This is a genomic window from Paenibacillus sp. FSL K6-1330 (assembly GCF_037976825.1).
GTDB lineage: Bacteria > Bacillota > Bacilli > Paenibacillales > Paenibacillaceae > Paenibacillus_AQ.
This window is the reverse complement of sequence record NZ_CP150269.1, coordinates 1056410-1079108: the sequence shown is the minus strand read 5'-3', so window position 1 is coordinate 1079108 and position 22699 is coordinate 1056410. Positions and strand designations below refer to the sequence as shown.

General features: G+C 51.0%; 17 protein-coding genes. 2 read left to right on the top strand and 15 right to left on the bottom strand.

Features of this window, described 5'->3' with window-relative positions; genetic code table 11:
- Positions 1-49: 49 nt before the first annotated feature.
- The 15 genes from NYE54_RS04745 to bcp form a co-directional block, all read right to left on the bottom strand.
- Entirely contained in the window at positions 50-1009 is a 960-nt protein-coding gene (locus NYE54_RS04745) for a carbohydrate ABC transporter permease (protein ID WP_339270411.1), read from the bottom strand.
- A 2-nt stretch (positions 1010-1011) separates the two neighbouring features.
- Positions 1012-1977 carry an ABC transporter permease subunit gene (locus NYE54_RS04740; RefSeq protein ID WP_339270409.1) on the bottom strand — a complete coding sequence of 322 codons (966 nt, stop codon included), beginning with the start codon at positions 1975-1977 and terminating at the stop codon, positions 1012-1014.
- Between the two features lie 82 nt (positions 1978-2059).
- Positions 2060-3757 (bottom strand): ABC transporter substrate-binding protein, encoded by a 1698-nt coding sequence (locus NYE54_RS04735; RefSeq protein ID WP_339270407.1) that lies wholly within the window; start codon positions 3755-3757, stop codon positions 2060-2062.
- Between the two features lie 126 nt (positions 3758-3883).
- On the bottom strand, positions 3884-5416 hold the full coding sequence (locus NYE54_RS04730) for a response regulator (RefSeq protein ID WP_339270405.1): 1533 nt from the start codon (positions 5414-5416) through the stop codon (positions 3884-3886).
- Positions 5388-7232: a histidine kinase gene (locus tag NYE54_RS04725; protein ID WP_339270403.1), complete on the bottom strand. Its 1845-nt coding sequence runs from the start codon at positions 7230-7232 to the stop codon at positions 5388-5390. Before NYE54_RS04725 ends, NYE54_RS04730 begins: the two co-directional genes overlap by 29 nt.
- Positions 7233-7249: 17 nt before the next feature.
- The gene (locus tag NYE54_RS04720; RefSeq protein WP_339270401.1) at positions 7250-8797 is read right to left on the bottom strand and encodes a helix-turn-helix domain-containing protein; all 1548 of its coding nucleotides are present in this window, start codon (positions 8795-8797) and stop codon (positions 7250-7252) included.
- Positions 8798-9096: 299 nt separating this feature from the next.
- On the bottom strand, positions 9097-9930 hold the full coding sequence (locus NYE54_RS04715) for a carbohydrate ABC transporter permease (protein ID WP_076325872.1): 834 nt from the start codon (positions 9928-9930) through the stop codon (positions 9097-9099).
- Between the two features lie 31 nt (positions 9931-9961).
- Positions 9962-10912: a sugar ABC transporter permease gene (locus NYE54_RS04710; RefSeq protein WP_339270399.1), complete on the bottom strand. Its 951-nt coding sequence runs from the start codon at positions 10910-10912 to the stop codon at positions 9962-9964.
- A 30-nt stretch (positions 10913-10942) separates the two neighbouring features.
- The gene (locus tag NYE54_RS04705; RefSeq protein ID WP_076325873.1) at positions 10943-12265 is read right to left on the bottom strand and encodes a sugar ABC transporter substrate-binding protein; all 1323 of its coding nucleotides are present in this window, start codon (positions 12263-12265) and stop codon (positions 10943-10945) included.
- Between the two features lie 140 nt (positions 12266-12405).
- The gene (locus NYE54_RS04700; RefSeq protein ID WP_339270397.1) at positions 12406-13959 is read right to left on the bottom strand and encodes a response regulator; all 1554 of its coding nucleotides are present in this window, start codon (positions 13957-13959) and stop codon (positions 12406-12408) included.
- Complete coding sequence (locus tag NYE54_RS04695) at positions 13934-15712, bottom strand: sensor histidine kinase (RefSeq protein ID WP_339270395.1); 1779 nt, start codon at positions 15710-15712, stop codon at positions 13934-13936. Before NYE54_RS04695 ends, NYE54_RS04700 begins: the two co-directional genes overlap by 26 nt.
- Positions 15713-16032: 320 nt before the next feature.
- Positions 16033-17208 carry an NAD(P)/FAD-dependent oxidoreductase gene (locus NYE54_RS04690; protein WP_076325875.1) on the bottom strand — a complete coding sequence of 392 codons (1176 nt, stop codon included), beginning with the start codon at positions 17206-17208 and terminating at the stop codon, positions 16033-16035.
- Between the two features lie 32 nt (positions 17209-17240).
- Entirely contained in the window at positions 17241-17711 is a 471-nt protein-coding gene (locus tag NYE54_RS04685) for a DUF1641 domain-containing protein (protein WP_076325876.1), read from the bottom strand.
- Between the two features lie 270 nt (positions 17712-17981).
- Positions 17982-19289: a polysaccharide deacetylase gene (locus NYE54_RS04680; protein ID WP_339270392.1), complete on the bottom strand. Its 1308-nt coding sequence runs from the start codon at positions 19287-19289 to the stop codon at positions 17982-17984.
- Positions 19290-19469: 180 nt separating this feature from the next.
- A complete protein-coding gene (bcp, locus tag NYE54_RS04675; protein ID WP_076325878.1) occupies positions 19470-19952 on the bottom strand; it encodes a thioredoxin-dependent thiol peroxidase in 483 nt (160 codons plus the stop codon).
- A gap of 129 nt (positions 19953-20081) precedes the next feature.
- Here bcp and NYE54_RS04670 point away from each other — a divergent pair, with 129 nt between their 5' ends.
- Positions 20082-21170: an LCP family protein gene (locus NYE54_RS04670; protein WP_339270389.1), complete on the top strand. Its 1089-nt coding sequence runs from the start codon at positions 20082-20084 to the stop codon at positions 21168-21170.
- An 81-nt stretch (positions 21171-21251) separates the two neighbouring features.
- Positions 21252-22568 carry a glutamate-1-semialdehyde 2,1-aminomutase gene (locus NYE54_RS04665; RefSeq protein ID WP_339270387.1) on the top strand — a complete coding sequence of 439 codons (1317 nt, stop codon included), beginning with the start codon at positions 21252-21254 and terminating at the stop codon, positions 22566-22568.
- The last annotated feature ends 131 nt before the right edge of the window (positions 22569-22699 follow it).

The following is a 22699-nucleotide window of genomic DNA, read 5'->3' as shown; positions in this document are numbered from 1 at the left end:
TGCCTCCTCATTCGTTGCATATTTAGTCTGTCTTTTATCGAATTCTTGGTTATTCTTTGACGCTGCCCACGTTCAAACCAACAACGAAATATTTCTGCAAAAACGGATACACCACCAGAATGGGTACAGAAGCCACGACCGTTACGGCCGCCCGTATGGACAACGGCGTTACCATGGCGGCGGCAGAATCCTGGGTCATGCCTGCTCCAGCGGCCACATTCGGATTGCTGTTGGAATTCATGCTCGACGACAGCAGCTTCATGAGCTCATACTGCAGCGTGCTCAGCTTCTGCGTGGACGACGTATACAGGAACGCGTCAAACCATGTGTTCCATGCGCCTACTGCAACAAATAGCGCGATCGTGGCAAGCACCGGCTTGCACAGCGGGAAGATGATTTGCATGAAGATTTTGAAATCCCCCGCGCCATCGATTCTTGCGGATTCGACCAGGCTTTCGGGAAGGGTGCCGATATAGGTTCGGATCACAATCAGATTGAAGGCACTTACCATGGACGGCAGGATGTATACCCAGAAGCTGTTCAGCAAATTCAGATCCTTGATGAGAAAATAACCCGGAATCAAACCGGCGTTAAAGTACATCGTTAACACAAATACAAGCGTAATCGGCTTGCGGAAGGCGTATTCGCGCCGGCTTAACGTGTAAGCCAGCATCGTCGTCAGGAAGATATTCAATACGGTGGAGAGCACGGTTCTAGCGACCGTGATCCAGAATGCGTCATAAATCGTTCCCGAAGCGAATACAGCCTTGTAATTTTGCAACGTCCACTCTCTCGGGAGCAGGTAGATTCCGCCGCGGATCGTATCGTTCCCCGCGTTGAACGACACCGCAATCGTGTTCAGGAACGGGTACAGCGTCACGATCACGAGGAAGACCATAAATACAGTGTTAAACGTATTAAACAGAAACGGCTCCACGCGCGTTCTGACGATATCTTTCTTCACGGGAGCGTTTGCCGCATTTGGCGGGCTGAGCTGCTGATTTCCCATGTCTATAACAACCTCTCTTCCCCAAGCCGCTTTGCGGTCCAGTTGGCAAGCAGCAGCATAGTGACGCTGACCACCGTCTTGAAGATCCCGCCGGCCGTTGCCATCGAGTAGTTCCCTTGCGCAATTCCATACTTCAGTACGAAGATATCGATCGTCTCCGCCCAATCCACCACAAGCCCGTTGCCAAGCAGATACTGCACTTCGAATCCGGCTTCAAGGATGTGTCCGATGGACATAATCAGCAGGATCACGATGGTTGCCTTGATGCCGGGCAGTGTCACATGGAGCATCTTGCGATAGCGGCTGGCCCCGTCAATTTCGGCGGCTTCGTAGAGTGCCGGATCAATGGAGGCAATGGCAGCCAAGTAGATGATCGTGTTCCAGCCCACCTCTTTCCAAACATGGGAGCTCCCGACGATGCCCCAGAAATATTTGCCTTCGCTCAACCAAAGAATTGGCTCCTGGATGATCTGCAGCTTCATTAACAGATCATTGATGATCCCATCCGAGGCCAGTGAGGTAGCCACGATGCCCGTTACGATAATCCAGGACAAAAAATGAGGCAAATACGAAATGGTCTGAACGGTTCGTTTCCAAAACACTTTTTTGATTTCGTTTAACAGCAGCGCCAAAATAATGGCAGTAACAAACCCAAGCACAAGGTTGATCATACTCATGCCTACCGTGTTGCGCAGCACGCGCAAGAAATTGTCGTCCGTAAACAGGAATTTGAAGTGCTTCAGCCCCACCCATGTCTGTTGCCCGAAGTCCCTGGCCGGCTTGTAATCCTGGAAAGCCATCGTCCAGCCCCATACGGGAACGTAGGCAAACAGGATAATGTACAGCATCAACGGGACCGACATCATGATCAGCTGCTTCTGATTTTTGATGAGGGTCCATGTGATGGGCTGTTTCTTTCCCCTCTTGGGATTTCGCATGGCTCTTTTTTTCGCTAAGGTCTCATCCATATCAAGCTGCTCTCCCCACCAACCTTAATTTTAGAAAGTGGAAGGCCAATAGCTCGCCTTCCACCCTCTGATCTTCAACCGGTTATTTGCTCCAATTGTCGATTCTCCATTGGATCTGTTCGTTAATTCGATCTTCATAGGCTTTGATGTTGATCTTTCCGATTTCGGCCGTATACTCGCTCCATGCCGATTCAAAATCAGCCGGTTTAGCCAGGATGGCCTTCGGCAGGTATTTGGTAGACAGGTCATTCAGCTTCGTATTGACCACCTTCGCTTCTGATCCTTCAACCAAATCGATGGTCCATGCCGGGTAGGCCACCTCATTCTCCGGCGGCTCGCTGAAGAAGTCCACGTAGCTGTCAAAGCCGTAAGCTTCCAGGAACTTCTTGTCGTATTCCTTCAGGCCGGCTTTATACTCCTCAGGCTGAGCCGCCGCATCCGTGGCGTTGCCGTCACTGAAGCTTCCTTCGATTTTTGGCGCGAAGCCGAAGAAGGCATCCGCTTTGTTCGCCAATTTCCAGGTCCCGTCTGTAAACGCATCACGCTGCTCCTGCGTTTTCATAAAGCGGCCTTCCTCATTCACGATGTAATCCTCGCCTTCGATTCCCCAGCTCAATACTTTCTGCCAATCCTCCATAATCAAGGCGTCGAGCAGCTTCAAGATTTTGACCGGATCCTTGGCATTCACGCTGATGCCGAAGCCATTGTTCAGGTTCAGCGGCCCCCGGTCGCGGTAGTGATCCTTGATGCTCTCGTCGTAGACCAGCGGAAGGCCTACATACGTTCTTTCATCCTTGCCCTGCGTAATCAGGGAATTCTCTGCGTTTTGGAAGTTCCAGTGCTGGTCGAACATCCCCAGCACCGTCCCACTGGACAGCTTGGCCAGATACTGGTCATAGTTCTGCACGAAGGTCTCTTTATCAATCAGGCCCTGCGCATTCATCTCGTTCAGTTTCTGATAGTACTGCTTAGCATAATCCTTGTTGGCAAACACCTCGGCAGCGCCATTCTTAACGACGACGCCGCCATCGTTCGGATGTCCGATCAGATGCTGCGGCGCATTGAACAGCCCCCAGTTTCTCCAGTCATAATTCAGGATCTCGAACCCGATCGTCGGGCTGCCGTCAATCGTCGGATATTTCTCTCTATATTTGGCGATCAAATCAAAATATTGGTCCAGCGTCTTTACCTTCGGATATCCGAACTCCTCCAGCACGGCCTTCTGAATCCAGAATGCCGGACCCGAATACCATGTGCTGTTCAGCTTGCCGTTGAACACGCCATAATTCGGAAGAATATAGATATGTCCGTCATTCGGGTCCTTCATCATGTTCCAGTAGTCTTCATAATGCTTTTTCAAGTTGGGAGCATGCTCTTCAATCAGATCTTCCAGCGGAATATAAGCGCCTGCCGCTGTAAGCTTCGTATTTCCGGTCATCATATCCGGATAATCGGAACCGGCAATCATAACGCCCAGTTTCTGATTGATATCGCCGGCCAGAAACTCAAAGTTAAAGGTGGCGCCGAGTTCATCCTTGATTTTCTTATAGATTTTGTTATCCGGTGTCGGCTGCTGCCCAGCCTCCCCAATAAAAACGCTCACCTCAAATGGTTCGACCTTATTCCCGTCCGTCCCGGGTGTTGTTTGTTCAGCGGAGTCCTTTGGTTCCGGCTTGGCCCCGTTATTCCCGTTTCCGCCCCCGCAGCCTGTAAGGACGATGCTAAGCGACAACAGCAACACCGTGCTGAGCCGAAGCCATGATTTTGTCTTTCCCCCCATAAAAGCACCTCCGTCATAATGTGGTTACACCGTTGGTTAAAATGCCTCTGCGTGTAACCTATCTATATTGTAAGAGCGCTTTCAAAGGCGGACTATACTATAATTAAAGCATTAACCTTAAAAACTTTAGAACATCCTGTTCTTGAATTCATTCGGTGCCATGCCCCATCTTTTTTCGAAATGCTTAAGGAATTGATTGTAATGGCTGTAGCCGACCCTTTCGGCGATCTCACTGTTCTTCAGCTTGTTCTGCTTCAGCAGCGCGACCGCTTCCTCGATCCGCAAATTATGTATAAGTTCGTTGAAGCCGATCCCATTTTTACGCATCAGCAGCTGGCCGAGATAGACGGGGTGCAGATAAAAAAGCTCCGCCAATCGCTTAATCGTCAGATTCTCGCGGTAGTGCAGCCGAATATAATCGTTAATCTCCTGGATTACGCCTTGCGCTTGCCGGGCCTGCTCCTTGAGAAGAAGCTCGATGCTTGCTTCCCCGCAGCGCATCAGTTCCCTGAACCAATCGTCCAAATGGGTCGTCCCGTTTGTTAACTCGGTTATATTATTTTTAGCTGACAGGATATGATCTTCCCCGCCTCCAGTCTCTTTCACCAGGCTCCTGATCTTATATAGAACATGGATGACCATTTTCTTCACGATGACTGGTGCAATTCGCTGCTCCCGAAGCCTGGATGCCGCCAATATGGTAGCCTCACGGAAATCATCCTTGCTGAGAAGCTCCACGGACCTGATGACCTCATCCAACAGACTTGTGGGGTAATGATAACGAAACGGCCGATCCCGTGCCTCTAGATAAGATATAACCCGGCCATTATCCGTATCATAAAATGTATGCTCGACAGCCTCCTTGGCGGTCCCGTAGGAATGATGGATCAACATCAGAGAAGGCCTCCCTTCTCCTTCACCCATAAGCACCCGTTGACCTTCAAAACGGCGGAGCAGCTCGCGGATCGTGCCCGAGGGTACGATCCCTTTGTCAGGAGAATAGCCGTACACCAAACCAAGCCGGTTCGGTTCCAGATCGATGACATACTCCGAATTCGCTTGGGCGGACAAGCGGGCGACGGTTTCCCTGACGTCAGGAAACAAGGCAGACTCGGCCTGGATCAGACATACGTTCCACTCTTGATGGGCGGAGGATATAACCTGAAGCTTCGACAGGCTGCTAGCCCGAAGCGGCATCTCCAGGAGCGATTGCTTGATCAGCGAAACATCCTCTTCCCTCTTAGCAATCACGCTCAGGCTTAATCTGCGATGCTCCTGCATTAGCTCTGCATGAATCTTGCCGAGCTCCTCCTCGGCTTCCTCTGCGATAATAGGCTTCAGCATATAGTGATGGATGCCATGCCGCAATGCCTTCCTTGCATATTCAAATTCACTGTAGCCGCTCATAATGGCAAACTTCACGCCGCTGTCATGGTGATGCTGCTGCCAGGTTTCAATCATATGAAGTCCGTCCATTAGCGGCATCTTCACATCGGTAATGACCAAATCCGGCGCAAGCCCATGAATCATCTTCAAGCCTTCCACTCCGTTGCCGGCAGTTCCGCAGACGCTAAACCCCAGGCGTTCCCAATCGATCCACAGCGCCAGCCCTTCCAGCGCACCCGGTTCGTCATCGATCAACAACACTTTGAATGGCATGGTTCTCCTCCCCTCCGCCTTCATGTTCCTGAAACTCCAGCAGCCGGATCGGAATCTCGAAGGAAACGGTTGTCCCTTGATTCAGCGTGCTGGCAATGTTGAAAATGACATGATCGTCGTAGTACAGCTCCAGCCGCCGATATACGTTTCGAATGCCGAAGCTGTTGCCCGAGAACTGCTCGTTACGGACCGAGAGAATAATGTCCCGTAGCTTGCTTTGCTCGATTCCCTTACCGTTATCCGTTATGACGATGCGAAGGTAGTCGTGGGCAACCGAAGCGCTTATGGTCACCAACCCGGCTCCATCCATCGCCTGCAGACCATATTTGCATGCATTCTCAACGAGCGGCTGAATGCTCATTTTCGGAATTTTATAATGAAGCGCTTCCAAGTTGATGTTGAATTGATATTCGAATTTATCCCGAAAGCGGAATTTTTCGATTTTGAGATACATTTCGATAAATCTGAATTCCTCCTCCACGGAGACCAGATCCTCTCTCCAGCTCAGCAGTCTGCGAAGCAGCTTGGACAAGCTTTTGATAATATCCGTCACTTCCATGTAACGGTTCTTCGTGCAGACCACCAATATCGCATTCAGGGTATTGAACAGGAAATGGGGATTCATCTGGCTCTGCAAAAAGTTTAATTCAGCCCGAACCCGCTCCATCTCCAGGCTCTTCTTCTGAATCTCCAGCTTGTACACATTGTTGATAAGGGAGTTCATCTTCGTTGTCATCTGATTAAAATTCCGGATGAGTCCGCCGATCTCGTCCCGGCCTTCGTCCAGTTCAATCAAGTCGAATTTCTCGTTGCTCACCTTCTGCATATGACGGGACAAACGCTTCACCCGGTAATTGTAGGACCGGAGCATAACGGTAATAAAGACCGCCGCAACCAGCGTAACAACCGCTGCCAATACGACGGTAAACAGCTGCATATCCAGCATGGCGCTCGTGATCCGGCTGCCCCGGTTGATGCCGATCAGCTTCCATCCCTTCACGTACCTGGCTGTTCCGATCGAGAACACATGCCGATCCTCTTCATCGTATTGCCCCAGATCAAACTTCGAATATGCGCTGTACTTCCCTCTTTCATAACCGTTGCTTGCCGACATAATAATCTCATTGTTCTCGTTGACCAAATACATATCCAGGTAATCGCGTTCCCGTACTATGACGTCATAGATCTTGCTCAGGTCTATGTCGATGCGAAGCAGCTTCTCATAGGTAGCATAGCTATCAAAATAATCCATCTTCTCAATGACGCTTAAATATGGAACCGTCGAAGCCGAGTTGTTTGCCTCCGTAGCCCTATATGCCGCCACCAGCACAGGATGGGCCGAACTCTTCCACAACGCATACCAGTCGCTCTCAAGCACGTTATCGTCGATCACATGATAATTGCCGCCGGACACAATGGTGGAATTTTCGGTAAAGATGCTAATTCGCTGAATCTGGTTGTTAACCGGTATGTAGCTGGTTACCCGGTTCCGGAGCTGCTCATCAAAGGTCTCGTAGAAGTCCAACTGGGACTCATATTCACGGTCGAGCATTTCGTAAAGGGTCTTATCTGTGCTCAGCGCATGACTTACAGCGACCCCTCCGTCGATGAAATTATGGATATCCTTCCTAGCCCGCTCCATCGAGATATCGAGGTTCTGCTCCTCTCTCTCCCGAATCAGCTCCGACATCCGATCCATAAAGATGAGGTTGACCACCAGAATAGGCAGCAGTACCCCAATGACAAAAATAAGAAAAAATTTAGTTTTCAGCGGAATATCGTTCACGAAATTCCCCAGCCTGAACATCCTCTTCATGAAGGCACCCTCCCGGTTTAGCGCTGCTTGCTTTCAACATGATTCTTGTAATTCGAGGGCAGTATCCCGGTTGTCAGCTTAAACTTATGGATAAAATAGTCCGCGTTCGGGAACCCGACATGGAGCGCAACCTCGGAAACCTTCATGCCGCTACGTTTCAGCAGCAGCTTGGCCTCCTCGATCCGCTTGTCATTCAGATATTCCTTGAACGGCTTGCCTGCATGCTTCTTGAACAGCTGTCCCAAATAAGTGGCGTTCATATGAAAATGCCGTGCCAAATCCTGAAGCTGAAGCTTGCTTCGATATTCTCTGTCGACATACTGAATCACTTGAAAAATGGTGTTGTGCTCGTTAAGCTTTCTTAACTCGGCCAACTGCGAAGCGGCCTCGAACGAGAGCAGCCGCAAATAATTCTTTAACGCTGCGTTATGGCAAGCTTCACCCAGATGTCCAAGCTCCCCTTGCAGCCGGTTCATGAAAAGATCCGGATCTCCCTTCATCTCCGCGATCCTTCGGCACAGCTTCAATTCCAGATCGGCCACATCAGCTTGAAGAGCCCTCAGGTGGGGCAGGTGATCAGTCATGGCTGCATAAATCCGCGCCAAGCATGACTCGATGGACGCTTGTTCCCCCGCCATAATCACAAAAAACAATTCGTCTATCCATCCGAAGGGTAGCCCCCGGAGGTGCTCGCCCCTCCTCCACTCTTGATAACAAAACACGCCGCTTCTGCCTTGGCTCCGTTTATCATCACGCACCTCCGCGCTTTGCCTGTAAAGCTCTCCAATCGCCTGAATTCCTGTCCCCATTCCGCTTAACGCTGCGATAACCGGTCCTTTCAGCTCCTGGGCCAGAGCGGATTGCAATTGAAGCGCGGTCTCCATAACATCATCCGGAGTCGAATGCTCCACATGAAGCACCACTCCGATGCTCCCGCTGTTGTCCTGGAAACATCCCAGCGAGCTCTCGGGCCCATAATCGGCCATCCATTCGATCCAATCCACTCCCGTTTCAATAATCTCCGCCTCAATCAGTAGGCACTGCAGCAGCGGCTTGCCCTGGATTAACATCGCTTTGCGCGCTTTCTCGGCCAAATCATGGCTCAGCTCATCCTGAATTAACCGGTTCAACAAATAATGGACGGCAAGGCCCGCCTTCTTCCGGTGGCTGCGTTCAGCGTCTCGTTCTTCCCGGATCTCATGGCTGAGCTTGGCAAGCACAGCTTCGATCTCCTCGTCATCTATCGGTTTCAGCAAATACTCGGCGACCCGTTGGCGCATGGCTTGATGTGCATATCCAAAATCATCATAACCGCTCAAAATAACGAATTTCGGAGGAAGAGGCAGTATCCGTTTACTGTGCTCAATCAATTCAAGGCCGTTCAGGACTGGCATGTGTATATCCGTCATCACCAGTTCGGGCTTCCACTGTTCCATTAACTTTAGCGCTTCTGGAGCGCTCAGAGCTTCTCCGCATATTTGAAATCCAAACCGGTTCCAGTCGATCATGGTTCGAAGTCCCTCTAGGACCCATGGTTCATCATCCACCAGAAGTACATTGAACAATATCCTCGTCCCCCTTCACGAGCGTAATTATGTAAGCGCACCCATTTTACCTTATACTACCATACTAGTATATCTGTGAAAATATACTGCAGCTCGGCTGCTTTATATTGGCACAGTTCTCCTTCCGCCTCAGCCATGACCCTCTTCTGGAGCAGAAGCCGTTCTTCAGCTGACAAATCATTCACATGAAGCGTATTTGTACCTTGCTTGTACTCCATCTTGATTCTGGTCAGAACACAAATAACCCGTTAGCGGGTTCCTCATTCAAGGAGCTCCGCTTACGGGCTGATTAAGCTCACCTATCCCTTAATCCCGGATAAAGTAACGCCTTCAATAATATATTTCTGACCGATGATATATACGATGAGGACCGGGATGAGCGCAATGGATGCTCCAGCCATCATGAGCGTCCAATCCGTTGAATACATGCCCCGGTACAAATTCAGCATCATCGGCACGGTAAACTTATCCGTGCTGCTGAGAAAAATCAGCGGGTTAAAGAAGTTGTTCCACATCCCGAGGAAGGTAAAAATCCCGAGTGCCGATAAAGCCGGTTTGATTAAAGGCAGCATAATCCGGGTGTATATCGTCCAGCGGTTCGCGCCGTCCACGATGGCCGCCTCCTCCATTTCTTTCGGAATGCCTCTGAAGAATTGCCGGAGCAGAAACACCCCGAAGGCGTTGAGAAGTGCCGAAGGGACGATAATCGCCAGATGTGTATCCAGCCATCCGATATTTTTCATGATCAGATAGAGCGGAATGATGGTCACTTGTCCCGGCACCATCATGGTAGCTAGAAACAGAATGAACAGCGGCTCCCGGAACGGGAACGTGATTTTGGCAAACGCATAGGCCGCCATGGAACAGGTAATCAGCTGTGAAACCACAACGATCATATTGATGTAGAAGCTGTTAAAATACGCGCGCCCGAACGGCAGCGCCGTCAGCGAATCCTTGTAATTGGACCAGATGAACGGGTCAGGAATCCATTTGGGCGGCACGACGAATACTTGCGACAAATCCTTGAGCGAGCTGAGCACCATCCAGACAAACGGCAAGGCCATCATACACGCGCCTATGATCAGCACGATATGCAGCACTACGGTGGACATCCTCAATCCCCGATGTATCATTCATTTTCCCTCCTTCCTAAAGGTTCGACCGTCAGTCTTCGTAATGCACCCACCGCTTGGACATCCTCATCTGGAACAAGGTGAGCGACAGGATCATCACGAACAGGATGACCGCCGACGCCGTGCTCTTGCCAAAGGTGAAGTCCGCAAAGGCCGTCTCATAGATGTGATAGACAAGCGTATAGCTGGCCTTCGCCGGTCCGCCGGAAGTCATGACAAACGACTGGTCAAACACCTGGAAGGAACCGATAATGGACATGATCGTTACGAAAAAGGTCGTCGGGGACAGCAGCGGAATCGTAATATAGATCAGCTGCTGCCATTTGCCGGCACCGTCAATCTCGGCCGCCTCGTAATAACTTCTCGATATGCCCTGAAGCCCGGCAAGGAACAGCACCATATTGCCTCCCAGCCCCATCCAGACGCTCAGCAGGGCAATTGAAGGCATCACGTACCTGGAATCCGTCAGCCAGGAGGGGCCCGTTATCCCGAACCACTGCTGCAAGTACATGTTAATAAGGCCAAAGTCGGCGTTGAACAGCCACATAAACACGACGGCAACGGCAACGGACATCGTAATGTTCGGCATGAAGTAGATCAGCCGGTACAGAATCTTCCCGCGAACCCGGTTTAAGCCTACCGCCACCAGCATGGCCAGAACGATGCCTGTCGGTACCGAAAGAATCGTGTAATACACCGTGTTCACCAGTGCGATGTGGAACTCCTCATCCTGAAGCTGGGACACGAAATTTTGGAGACCGATAAACTTCTTGGCACCCATGCCGTCCCAGTTCATCATGCTGATGACAAAAGCCGAGATGAGCGGGATCAATGAAAAAGCGATCAAGCCGATCATCTGGGGAAAGATAAAAAAGTAGCCCCATAAACCATCGGACGTCTTGCTCTTTAAGGTCGTTCTCCTCTCCGGAAACCGCTCCGGAGAAGGAGCGGCGCCGGAGCTTCCTGCAGGCTGCGTGTTCATTTCATCTCACCGTTCCTCCCCAGAGCTGGATCAATTCTTGCCGCTCTTGTAATCTTGAATTTTCTTGTTAGCCATATCCTGAATGTCCTTCATCGAGCTTTCAAGATCCTGATCTTTCAGCCATAGTGCCTCGAACTTGGACGTAATATCCTGGCTAAGCCCGGGAATGCCGGCCTCGAACGGAGTCAGGGAATACCCGATCTCACGCGCGTCCAGGAATAACTGGGCATGCTCCGGCAGATTCCCTTCCAGCACCACCTCATCCGTTCCCTGTACCGACGGGACAGCATTGCCGCCGCCCTGCAGGCGAAAACGTTGACCCTCTTTACTTACGTACTCGGAGAAGAAGGTGTATGCCGCTTCCTTATTCTTCGATGCCTTGTTCATCACCATGTATGCGGTCGGGATACCGGCCGGCTCGATCTTATTGCCGGTATTGGTTGGCCATGTGACCACGTCATATTCAAGTCCTTGATTCTTCTTGAACAGCGGCAAGTACCAGCGGCCTGCAGCAACGAATCCAACTTGGTTGGACATAAACATGGCATCCCCACCCTGCCCTTTAGGAAGCGTGCCGGAGAAGGTGATGTTTTTGGATTTCACGTTGTCGTACAGGAAGCGGAACGCCTCCATCGCCTTCGGATCCGAAGCCGCCACGAAGTTCCCTTCGTCGTCATACACCCGGCCGCCGTTGGAAGTAACCCAGCTGTGGTAGCTGTTCCAGGAGTTATCCAGCACGTAGCCGTACTTTTTGCTGTCCCGGATCTTGTCCGACATCTCCTTGAATTTGTCCCAGGTCCACTGTCCGCTCGCCTGAAGATCGGCCGGCATCTCGGTGATCCCTGCTTCCTTCAGCACCTTCTTGTTGTACCACAGCACCATCGGGTTACAGTCCACCGGTACCCCGAAGGTCTGATCATCCCGCACGGCTGCGCCCCACAAGCCTTCGAAATAATCCTCTTTCTTGATCACGCTTTCCGGTGCTTCCATATACGGCGTCAAATTCTCAATGCTCTGATTCTCGATCAGTTTCACGACCAGGGCGTCCCCTGCATAGAAGATATCCGGGGCCGTCCCACCTGTTAATTGGGTTAATATTTTCTGATCATACTCGCCCGGAATCGGAATAAATTCGACCTCAATGTCCGAGTGATTCTTATTAAAGTCCTTCGTGAGCTCCTGAAAGCGGCTAAGCTCCCCGGGATTTCCCCAGGTCGCCCATTTAATCTTGACCTTCTCGCCGCTTCCGGGCTCCCCGCCTTCTGATGTTCCGCCGCCTCCACACGCTTGGAGTATGGATGATAGTAGAAGAATGATTGCAAGCAATGACCCTCTCACCTGTTTCCTTGTCATTTCATTTCCTCCATTCAAACCAAATTTGGACTCGCTGCACAGCTTTTGTAAACGCTTTAATTATAAAATTTTGGCAAAAACCTTTTGAACGGATTATGTTCCGAAAAAGTGGATTCTTTTCCGATCCTATGAAATTCGCATTATTTTCGATGCTGTCCCTGGTACTCAGCAGGCGTCATGCCTACCATCTTCTTGAACAGCTTGCTAAAGTATTTCACGTCATTAAATCCGGAACGATCCGCCACTTCATACACTCGTAGCGATGTGGTGGAAAGCAGCTCCTTGGCCCGTTTTAGCCGCAGATCAATCACATAGTCAATGAAGTTGTGCCCCGTGACGCGCTTAAACAATTCGCTAAAATAGTTGCGGCTTACGGCCACCTCGTTGGCCACCTCCTGCAGGGAGATCGGCTCGGTGAAGTGCGCCTTAATATATTGGACGGCCTGCAGCACGATTCGCTCATGCAGCGTGGATTCCGGTACGGGGTGACGCATGGCTTCTTCCCGCAACGTATGGAAGCCTTGGAGCACAAGCTCTTTCACTTCCTCTACCGAGCGAAGCTTGCCCACTTCTCCGATTTGCGGAAACGGCGGGCTGCCGGGAAGATGAAACATAGCGAGCAAGCTCAGAAGCTCCGCTGCTTCCCGGAGGACCGCCCGTTTCTTCATCCTTCCGGGCTGCCAGCGCAGCATAATGGACTGCAGGCGCTCTTCGCTGATATCCATGTTCCCGACGGTCAGCGCGGCTCTTAGGGCATGCAGCTCAGCGGCCGGCCTCTCCTGAGCCGAATCGGCCTCGGTCAGAGGGAGCTCCTCTGCCCGAAGAATCTGTTGATCTTTATGAAAGAAGAGGCCTTCCAGGCACTCGCTAGCTTCTCGAAACGCTTCTTGCAGCTTATCCATGCCGTTATATCTCCTGCTGAGCCCCATCGCGCATCGGATCGGCAGACGGATGGCCGCTTCGTGCTCTGAAGCTGGCAGCCTTCCTGCATGCCGTAGGGGCACGTAGACAGCGATCCGATCCGTCTCCAGCCGAGCTGCCAGCGCCTCCGGCACCTGGTCATATAACTGTCCCATTAATCGCTCGATCTCGTCATGCCAATCCTTGTGCTGAACCCCGGCCGCGCCAGCCCCTGGATCAGAATTAAGCTGGAGCACGGCCAGCAGATAAGGACCGTTATGGTTCCATGCTTCCAGCTTTGCGAGCGCACCGGGCTCCCCGGACAGCGCCTGAAAGAGGACTTTTTCCGCGGCCTTCTTCTGATTCAAACGCTGCTGCTGCTCATGCTCGGTCAAAATCCGCTGCATCTGCTTCTCCTCTTCCAGCTTCAAACGCATGTGATCAAGCACAGCACCCAAAGAGTCCGCATCCAGCGTCGGCTTGAGAATATAATCCGATGCGCCAAGCCTGATGCCTTCGCGCACGAACTCAAAATCGCTATGACAGCTGAGCAGCAGCACTTTCACCCAAGGACAAAGCTCCCTTGTCCGGCGGGTCAGCTCCAAACCATCCATGACCGGCATCGCGATATCCGTGATCAGAATGTCCAGATCCCCGTTCAGAATCCATTTCATGGCCCGCTGTCCGTTGGAGGCCTCGCCCACAAGCCGGTAACCATACTTCTCCCAATCGAAGGTCGATCGAAGTCCTGTACGTGCGATCGCTTCGTCATCCACGAGCAGCACTCTGTACATAATCGTCCCCCCTTTGCCTCGCAAATGTTATCGTGACCCGCGTTCCTCCGCCTTCCGGGCTTTCTACCCATACCCCGTAGCGACTGCCGTAATACAACTGGACCGTTTGGTGAACATGACGCAGCCCGATGTGGGTCATGCCTTGCTTGGAGTGATCCTGCTCATACGACAGCAGTCCCGCTATTCGTTCGGGCTTGATGCCGATTCCATTGTCCTCGATCCGAACCATGACATCCTGCTGGTGCGGTGTTATTCGAATCGTGATAACGCCAGGATCATCAAGCGGGGCGATCCCGTGAAAGATCGCATTCTCCACAATCGGCTGGAGCAGCATCCGGGGAACATAGAGATCCTCCATTGGCTCGGGACATTCGATCCTCAGCTCAATTTGATGGTCGTATCGGTAATTCTGGATGATCATATATTTCCGAAGTAGCTCCAGTTCATCTCCAAGGCGTATGAATACCCCATTGCGCTCCAGGCTCCCCTCCAGTAGCTGAACAAGGGCCGTAACCGATCGATCCACGTCATTCGTCCGGTTCAGCTTGGCCATCCAGCGAATCGAGTTCAGTGTATTGTAGAGAAAATGAGGGTTGATCTGATACCGCAGCGCGCGGATTTCCGCCTTTTTTTTCTCGGATTCCTCCGCGGCGATTCGTCGGATCAGCAGATCGATCTGCTCAATCATTTTGTTGAAGCTTCTGCCCAGCTGACCGATTTCACTGGGACCCACATTCTTGCTGCGGACCGATAAATCGCCTGCTTCGCTTCTGCGCATCAAGCGGCTTAAATGAACGAGCGGATTGCCGATCCTCCGCGTCATGAAATAACCGATTCCGATCGCTGCCAGAATCGATCCGAATACAATCCAGACCGTGAAACTCCGGATGCTGGCGGAATCGGCCGTCAATTCCTTAAGCGGCACCATGCCGACCACATGCCAGCCGTTGTTCAGGCGCGAAGGGATCATCAGCGTTTTGTTGTTGTTCAGGTTGTATTCCGTCAATCCCGAGGGCAGCTTGATCTTGGACGGCTTCCCGTACATGGAAGGATCGGGATGGTAAAAGTAACGATTCTCGTCATTGGCCACGTACATATACCCCGTGTTGCCGAATTGGACATGGTTTAATTCATCGATCAGGACATCCCCCATAATCTCGATGAACATCACCCCGACAATCTCCCCGGTATCCCAGCTCCGGATTGCCCGGCCCAGCCCAAACACGGGAAATCCCATTCCCGTTTGCTTCAGGTAGGAGGTATCCGACAAGCCGAACCATACCGCCTGCCCGTTCGCCTCCAGTATCGCTCGATACCAAGGAGAATCCCACTGGTCCGGGATGGACATCAAGGAATCGGCGCTCAGGACCGAATTGTTCCGCTGCACGTCAAACACGTACACGTCCAATATCTCCGGCGAATTAATCATGATGGAGGTCAACAGATCCTTTCCCTCCTTCACCTTCAACGTCAGGTCGTATTTACTGATATCCTGATCCTCGAGGATGCCGTGAACCACTTTGCTGTTCAGCACCATCATTGAGGAGTCATCCAGTTTCTTGAAGAACATATTCAGCTTGTCACTGACTTGGGTGATCGTGAGGGAAGCCACTTTACTGACCTGCTCCTCCACGATTGAGGCTGACTTGTGATACGACAGGAAACCCATGATGAGAACCGGGAGTGTGGTGCCGATGAAAAAAAACAAAAAAAGTTGAATGACAATGGAATGAAGACGATGATATCCCCGCATACATGCTCCCTCCGTTTCATAAAATGAAAACTGCGAACCTTTTGCAATAGCGCTTACATAACTGTTTAAACTTCTTTCTTCTTCCTTTTGGACTTTCACCTTTCAGTCTCTCCCTTACCTCCTTCTCTAACATCCCGCTCTGAAGCACGCGTGTGAAATCCCTTGGTATTCCTCGCTCCCGGGTGTAACCATCGTATTATGTTTTCATGTCGATGTCCCTAAGTCCATCTGCTTATGTTTGGGCTGCGAAATAAAAAAAGATGGACCCGAAAACTCAGGGTCCATCTCTTTATATGTGAATATAATGCCGCCTTCTAGGCTTAGTAAGCCAGTGTAAACAAACCGTTGATGTGGGATAGGTAACGCATGTTACTTGCTTCTTTCATCAAGGTTGCAGGCAGACCCTTCAATTGGGTCTTGTTAGCACCAATGGTACCGATGGCATCTTTACGTCCCAAGCTGCCGAGCGTACCGGAGAATACCGGTGTGAACGAAGCTGGTACGCCGCCATTCAATTGAGCGAAGATGTTGTAGCCGATCAGCTCGCCCATTTGCCATGCCAGCTGTGCTGTTGGCGGGTATGGACGACCTTCCGGTCCCATAACAACCGCGCTGTCACCAGCAACGTATACGTCAGGGTGGGATGCGGATTGCAGGAATTCGTTAACAACCGCACGACCACGGTTGACTTCGATGCCGCAGTTAGCCACAACGGAATTACCCTGTACGCCGCCAGTCCATATCAATGTGCTGGTTTCGATCGTGCTGCCGTCTTTCAGTTCAACGGTAGTGCCATCCATTTTGGTAATCGGCAATCCGGTCAGGAAGTTCACGCCGCGTTTTTGCAGGCTTGTTGTTGCGCGGTCAACCAGTTCTGCAGGGAAGCCTGGCAGAATGGAAGGAGCTGCTTCAACACAATAAAGCGTGATTTCTTGTGGATCGATACCGTATTTGCGAGCCAGTTCGCTTTTCATATCGGCATATTCACCAACAAGCTCAACGCCTGTCAAGCCGCCGCCGCCAACAACGATGGTAGCGTCCGCTTTGTTTTTCGTTTTGCTATATTCCGCAATGCGGGACTCCACATGAGCACGCAGACGGTTAGCATCGTTCACGGACTTCAGGATAAAGCTGTTCTCTTGCAGTCCTGGAATGCCGAAGAAGGCCGTTTCGCTGCCCAGTGCGATAACCAGGGCATCATATGTGAAGTTTCCGCCGTCATCGAGGGAAACCGAACGCTCATCCGGCTTGATTTCCTTAACGTTGCCGATGCGCAGGTCAACGTTCGCGCCGCGCAGAAGCTTATCGAGTGGCAAAGCTACTGCTTTCTCTGCGATGTTGCCTGCTGCCAGACGGTGCAATTCTGTAATGATCTGATGGGTTGGGAAACGGTTGATCAGCGTGATTTTTGCACCAGCACCAAAATGCTCGCGTGCAGAAAGCGCACTAAGCAAGCCGCCATAGCCTCCGCCCAAAATTAAAATATGTTTAGACATGACCATCCTCCGTTCTTCGTATGATTTATGGATTAACGCTTGTTTTGTTGGTCGCGCTCGTTAAGAACGTCCAAAAAAGCCTGAGCATAGCGAAGACCCTTTTGAACCTGAGGATCTTTCAGCATTTTCATCAGACCAAATACGCCAATCTGAGCTTGGTCGCCTTGAGCGTGTACACGGTCACCGGCTTCGATAGCTGCAGATGCAACGCTTTTCGCTGCTGTCGTGACCGGCTTCGCGAATCCGCTAAGGGAAGCCATAGTGTCTTCCGCAAGCACGGGATCCGTAGCTACGGATTTACCGAAGTCATAAGCTTTAGTCATGACGGTCAGCATTTCTGCAAGTTTTGGAAGATTGTCCACGAGAGTTGTGAGGGATTCCTGAACCTCGGGCTTGAGCAGTTGTTCGAGCAGCACATCAGGACGGCTGGACGCCGCAGCTTCTTGGTTTCCTACAACATTTTCCGGAGTTTCGGACGGCTGTGGAGAAGATGTTTCTGTCATAAAGAATTGCCTCCTTTTCTTTAAGTGAATTCCCAAGATGGACTTGGCGACGATCGAACCGGTTAGCTTTAATTTTCGGATAACCGGTATCTATTATGCATCACTTACAAAAGTGCGAACTTAAGGGTGACTCACTATCGCCAAAAATAAAGCAGGGGGAAACTTCCCCCTCCTTTATTCTGAAACAATCTTAGGGATTGTGATAAATATCTCTAAGTACTAGTCTATAACTTGTGAAGCATAATTACAAACATAAAATGCAATTTTCGACTACAAAGTTAGAACGCGATACTCGCTTTCTTCATATGTCACTCTTGTAACAGGGCGGCCGGAAAAGTCAAGCGCTTCCCGAAGCGGAATCCAAGCAGTACCGCCGATTAAATGAACATCCGAAGACACCGGTTTGCCCCCTGTTTGCATGGGGAATAGCAAGCCGCCAACCGGGTCTGCTTCCCAGCGATTCCCTGCCAGCGTCACCTGCACGGTCTTGTTGTGAGACTTCCAGGACACGCTTCCGCCGAGCCGCTCCACCAGGGCCCGCAGCGGTACCATCAACCGGCCGTCCACCATTTTGTATTCCCCTGCCGCGAACGCAGTCTCCATTCCTCCGAATTCCACGGCCAGCGTTCGCCCAGTCTCAAATAGCGCGGCATTGGCTGCGACATGCTCCTCGATCCATTGCTTTGAAGGCTGCGAAACCTTACGTGCACTCTGCTGGGCACGAAATTGAACGGGCTGGATTTCCGGAGACAGTACATCAAAGGCATAGCCTTGCTTTTTATAATAAGAAATGATGTCCGGCAGAGCCTTTACGCTTTCGGCATGACCTCTACCATCATGAAGAAGCACAATTGCCTCATTGCCGTTCACTTTCGTGGTTGCTCCTTTTACGATGTCTTTAACCGGGACGCCTCGATACCTGGAGTCGCCGCTGTCGACGTTCCAATCGAATACATGATAGCCCCCCTGCTTCATGAATTGAAAATAGGCTTCGTCAAAATGGCCGGCCGTTCCCCCGGGAGCTCTGACCAGCTGCGGCCGTTCCCCCGTAATTAAACGAATGATTTCCTCCGTTTTCTTAATCTGTCCCCAGAAATCCTGAAAATGCCCGTAGAGCTTGTCATAACGATGATCATATGTATGATTCCCGATCACATGGCCCTCCTCATAGATGCGGTTAATAATCTCGGGACGGGTCTCCGCTTCCTTACCCAGTACAAAAAACGTGCCTTTAATTCCTTCTCGCTTCAAAATATTCAGCACATCAAGCGTCAAATCCGATGGCCCGTCATCAAATGTCAGGTATACCGTTTTGTCACTTTGTTTCTTATATTGAACAGGTGCGGCGTTCACAGCCGATGTATTCTTGTATGCAGTCGTAACGATAGGCTTGCTTGACGCTTCCGGCTTCACCTGTATATCCTGCCCAGTCACTGTCATTGGCGCTGCTGCCAGAGGAGCGTGTTCCATATATATGTCAGTCGGCTGCTGGACCTCAAGCCCCATACCGATCATGATGAGCACTGCCAATACGCCGAAAAATACCGCAATTGATGTTACCCGCACCATATTTTTCATTATCAACTCTACCTCCATCGTTTCTATGAGTTCGGCTTCCTGATAGATTATATGGAGGGTGTTTCAAAAAAAGACTAGAATTTGAGTAAACTGAATTCATTATTCCTCTGGTCTTATTTGTTAAAAAAAGGTCCCTTATCATGCCTGTCCAGGCATGCTGAGGGACCGTTCTTCATATAGCTATGACAGCACGGCTGTGAGAACCGCTTCGACATGACCTTTCACTTTTACTTTCCGCCACTGGCCTGCAAGCTTTCCCTGCTCATCAATCAAGAAGGTAGAGCGTACAATACCCATATACTCGCGGCCGAACATCTTCTTCATCTGCCATACGCCAAATATTTCGCTTACCTTGTGCTCTTCATCAGACATGAGCAAATAGGGAAGGCTATGCTTATCAATGAATTTGGCATGGGATTTCAGTGGATCCGGGCTAATCCCGATCACCACTGCGCCAGCTTGCTCCAACGCACCATAGTTGTCCCGGAAGCTGCAAGCCTCCTCGGTACAGGTTGGGGTCATATTTTTCGGATAGAAGAACAGCACGACTTTACGTCCGCGAAAATCGCTTAATGCTACCTTCTCCCCGTTCGAAGCCGGAAGTGAAAAATCCGGCACCTGGCTTCCGACTGTCAACTGCGTTTGATCTACGATAAGGCTCAACTCCTACTGTACGGACTTTAGTCCCGAAAATTGATTGTCTTTTCGAAAAAAATTATAATAGAATGAATGTCGAATGTTCAAATGTTCTATCGAATTTATTCATCAGCGTAATCCGAAAGGAAGAACACAATGACCAAAAAAACAAAGAAGACGATTATATGGAGTGTCAGCCTCATCCTCGCCGCTGTTATTGGTTACGGCATTTATTATGCGGCGTCGTTCTACGACGGCTTGCAAAGTCTTCAGAAATCAGGTGATTCCTCCCCTTTTCGCGAAATTGAAAAGGTAGATGCCAAGGTTCCTGCGCCACCCGAGTGGGAAGGAACGGAGACGGTTAACATTCTGCTGATGGGCGTTGATGCACGCGGTTTTGAGGAAGGCGAAATTCCTCGTTCCGACAGTATGCTTGTTGCCTCGATTGATCCGGTGAAGAAAAAAATGCACTTATTCTCTATTTTGCGCGATACTTACGTAGAAATACCCGGATATGACCGAAACCGAATCAATACGGCCATCACGCACGGCCCGAATACGGCCATGAAGGCTGTAGGCGATCTGCTGGGCATTCCGGTTCAATACTACGTCTATACGGATTTCCAGGGTTTCATGAAGCTGGTTGATTCCGTCGGCGGGGTTGATTTCTATGTTGAGAAGGACATGAATTATTCCAGTAAAGCAGACAAAAACGAATACGACATTGAATTGAAGCAAGGCATGCAGCATCTAGATGGCAACACGGCGCTGCAATATGTCCGGTTCCGCTATGATGCGATGGGCGACTTTACCCGCACCGAGCGGCAGCGCGAGCTTTTGAAGGCCGTAGCCAAGAAAATGCAGACCACCACGTCCATCATGAAGCTTCCGGACATTCTGAAGTCCGTCAGCCCATATATTGATACCAATCTCGATGTCGAGGATATGTGGAAGCTTGCGAACGTTGCCTATAAGAGTAAAATGAGTGGCAGCGAACAGGTTCCTCCGATGAAACTCCTGAAGGAAGAACATATCGGCGGTGCTGCCGTTCTAACGGTAGGCAATCCGGATACGCTGAAACAGTATATCCAGGACATCTTAAATCCGCCAACGCCTGACCCTGAAACCGGAGGCAGCGAAGGTACGGAAAACAATTCTGAGACCCGTGGTTCTGTGAACAACGATTCTGAGAATGGTAATCCCGAAAGCTCCACTGCCCCATCTGCAACAACGGATCGTAACTAATACACTTACAGCAAGCAGGACAGGACGCTACGTCATTTTAGCTTCCTGTCCTGCTTCATGAAGAAAGGAAGTTTTACTATCATGGCAACATCAAGAAACCGTTCCGAAACTCTGTATCAAGAAGCGCTGCAGCATATCGTAGGCGGCGTAAACAGTCCCTCCCGTTCCTTTAAAGCCGTAGGCGGTGGTGCCCCCGTCTTTATGAAACGCGCAAGCGGAGCCCACTTCTGGGACGAGGATGGCAACCGTTATATCGATTACTTGGCGGCTTATGGTCCGATCATAACCGGACATGCCCATCCGCATATTACGGCTGCAATCACAACAGCAGCTCAAAACGGTACTCTTTACGGGACGCCAACAGAGCTTGAGATCACCTTAGCCAAAATGCTGAAGGCCGCCATTCCGTCCATGGATAAGGTGCGTTTCGTCAATTCCGGTACCGAGGCGGTCATGACGACGATCCGGGTCGCCCGCGCCTACACCAAGCGCAACAAGATCATCAAGTTCGCCGGCTGTTACCACGGCCATTCCGATCTTGTCCTCGTGGCAGCAGGCTCCGGCCCTTCCACACTTGGTATTCCGGACAGTGCCGGGATCCCGGCCAGCATTGCGACGGAAGTCATTACCGTTCCGTTCAACGATCTGGAAGGCCTGCGCGCTGCCCTCGACGCATGGGGCGATGATGTGGCTGCCGTTATGGTAGAGCCGATCGTCGGCAACTTTGGGATGGTGATGCCGAAGCCGGGTTTCCTCGAAGGCCTATGTCAGATGACGCACGACAACGGCTCACTGGTCATCTATGACGAAGTTATCAGCGCTTTCCGCTTCCACTACGGATCTACCCAAACCTATGCGGGTCTGGCCAATCACGAGGCGATTCAGCCGGATCTTACGGCTCTTGGCAAAATCATCGGCGGCGGCCTGCCTATCGGCGCCTATGGCGGCCGTAAACACGTGATGGAACAGGTCGCACCGCTCGGCCCTGCTTATCAGGCCGGAACTATGGCGGGTAATCCCGCCTCCATCGCAGCCGGAATCGCTTGCTTGGAGGTTCTGCAGGGCGAAGGCGTATATGAAGAAATGGAGCGCTTGACCATCAAGCTGACGGAAGGCTTGCAGGCGTCCGCCGACCGCCACGGCATTCCGCTCACAATCAACCGCATCCGTGGCTCCTTCTCCACTCATTTCTGCGATCATCCGGTCACGAACTATGACGAAGCGCAGGACACCGACGGTGAAGCCTTCGCTGCATTCTTCCGCCATATGCTGGACCGCGGCGTGAACTTGGCTCCTTCCAAATACGAGGCCTGGTTCATGACCACCGCCCATACGGATGCTGACATCGAGGCTACGCTTGAGGCTGCGGAGGAATCTTTTAAGGCCATGAAGAATTAATTTAAATACATTCAACATCGGAAAAGGAGATTTCCTTATGAAAAAGCGCTTGAACAAGTTATAACATGCTCCATATCCATGCCATGCTTCTACGGTCCGGATTCGTGGACCTCCTGACCTGTCCGATTCGA